Source organism: Salinicola sp. MIT1003 (assembly GCF_001858555.1).
Lineage (GTDB): Bacteria > Pseudomonadota > Gammaproteobacteria > Pseudomonadales > Halomonadaceae > Salinicola > Salinicola salarius.
Map to the genome: position 1 here is coordinate 1 of NZ_MCAP01000040.1, position 2,156 is coordinate 2,156.

The following is a 2,156-nucleotide window of genomic DNA, read 5'->3' on the forward strand; positions in this document are numbered from 1 at the left end:
GGTTTCTACATGCCGGCCGACATCGACGAAGACGCCAAGCAGTACTGGGTCGATGCCGTCGACAAGCTCTATGCCAGCGATCAGTGGAAGAAGGTCATGAAAAGCAACGGTCTGATGCCGTTCCACCCGGATTCCAGTGAATTCGAAGCCTTCGTCAAGCAGCAGATCAACGATATCCAGTCGCTGTCCAAGGAAATCGGGCTGATTCAATGAGCAAGTTCAACGACCGCATCTTCGGCCTGGTCATGCTGGTGATCGCCGTGGCCTACTACTACGGCGCCACCCAGTTTCCGGTCCCCTTCGGGGGATCGGAAGCCGTGGGTCCGGAGACCTTTCCCAAGCTGCTGGCCGTCATTCTGGCGATCTGCAGTCTCTACATGATCGCCAAGCCCGACCCCGACAATCACTGGCCCGCCTCGCGCACCTTCGTCGAACTCGGTATCGCCGTGGTGACACTGATCGTCTACGCGCTGCTGCTCGAGCCGCTGGGTTTCATCGTCTCGACCACGCTGGCGGTCGGCACGCTGTGCTGGCGCATGGGCGCGCGTCCGATCAAGGCGTATCTCACCGGGCTGATTAGCGGTGTGGTGGTGTTCGTACTGTTCACCTATGGACTGGAATTACCGCTGCCGCTTGGCCTGCTGGAGATCAATTGATGGAAACGTTGCACTATCTTTCCCTCGGCTTCGGCGTGGCGCTGCAGCCCGAGAACCTGTTGTTCGCCCTGATGGGGTGTTTCATCGGCACGCTGATCGGCGCGCTGCCCGGTCTGGGCCCGGCCAACGGCGTGGCGATCCTGATCCCGCTCGCCTTCACCCTCGGCCTCAAGCCGGAAACCGCGCTGATCATGCTCACGGCGGTCTACGCCGGGGCGATGTATGGCGGGCGTATCTCGTCGATCCTGCTCAACATTCCCGGTGACGAGCCGGCGATGATGACCTGTCTCGACGGCTACCCGATGGCCCGCCAGGGCAAGGCCGCCGAAGCGCTGGCGATCTCGGCGATCGCCTCCTTCATGGGCAGCCTGATCGCCACCATCGGCCTGATCCTGCTGGCGCCGTTGCTCGCTCGTTTCGCCTTGACCTTCGGCCCGGCCGAGTATTTCGCCCTGTTCGTGCTCGCCTTCGCCACCCTGGGCGGCATCACCGGCAAGAATCCGATGAAGACGCTGATGGCCGCGGCGATCGGGCTGATCATCGCCACCGTGGGCATCGATCTTTCCACCGGCACCCAGCGCTACACCTTCGGGGTGCTGGAACTCTACGAAGGCGTCGACTTCATCATCGCCATCGTCGGTCTGTTCGCGGTATCCGAGCTTCTGTTCTTCATCGAAGAGAAGGCCGGCGCCGGCCGCGAGATGATCAAGGTCAACCCGCTCAAGTTGAAATGGCGGGATATCACGTCGATCTTTCCGACGACGTTGAGAGGCGGTGTGCTCGGTTTCATCGCGGGCGTGCTGCCGGGGGCGGGCGCATCGCTGGGCAGCTTCATCTCCTACACCCTGGAGAAAAAGATTCTCGGCAAGAAGGGTTACTTCGGTGAAGGCGACCCGCGCGGCGTGGCCGCGCCCGAGTCCGGCAACAACGGCGCCTCCAGCGGCGCGCTGGTGCCGATGCTGACCCTCGGCGTACCGGGCAGCGGGACCACCGCGGTACTGTTGGCGATGCTGGTGTCGCTCAACATCACGCCGGGGCCACTGATGTTCACGCAGAATGCCGACCTGGTATGGGGCGTCATCGCCGCACTGCTGGTAGGCAACTTCATGCTGCTGTTGCTCAACATTCCGCTGGTCGGCGTGTTCGTGAAGATCCTGTCGGTGCCGCCGATGTATCTGCTGCCGATCGTGACCATGGTCGCGGTGGTCGGCATCTACTCGATCAGCCACTCGACCTTCGATCTCTACTTCATGATCGCCTTCGGCGTTGCCGGCTACCTTCTGCGCAAGCTGGAGATACCGCTGGTGCCGGTCATCCTGGGTCTGCTGCTGGGGCCGGAAATGGAGAAGAACCTGCGTCACGCGATGCAGATCTCCGACGGCGACTGGTCGATCCTGTGGAGCAGCGGCCTGTCGATCGGGCTGTGGCTGGTGGCCATCATCGGGCTGCTGCTGCCGGTGGTCGTGGGGCCGATTCTGCGTCGCCGCATGCAGGCGGCCA

At 62.7% G+C, this 2,156-nt stretch carries 2 protein-coding genes and 1 pseudogene; all 3 read left to right on the forward strand.

The features are described from left to right. Positions 1 to 213 (forward strand): annotated as a pseudogene (locus tag BC443_RS13210) (tripartite tricarboxylate transporter substrate binding protein); the annotation flags it as partial. Further along, positions 210 to 656 (forward strand): tripartite tricarboxylate transporter TctB family protein, encoded by a 447-nt coding sequence (locus BC443_RS13215; protein WP_071232306.1) that lies wholly within the window; start codon positions 210 to 212, stop codon positions 654 to 656. The pseudogene BC443_RS13210 and the gene BC443_RS13215, both read left to right, overlap by 4 nt. Next, positions 656 to 2,156 (forward strand): tripartite tricarboxylate transporter permease (locus BC443_RS13220; protein ID WP_071232307.1); only part of this gene is annotated, 1,501 nt, incomplete at its 3' end. The genes BC443_RS13215 and BC443_RS13220, both read left to right, overlap by 1 nt.

Excerpts from the sequence above, each read along its gene's own strand:
- BC443_RS13215 (WP_071232306.1), top strand. The coding sequence starts at position 210 with ATGAGCAAGTTCAACGACCGCATCTTCGGCCTGGTCATGCTGGTGATC.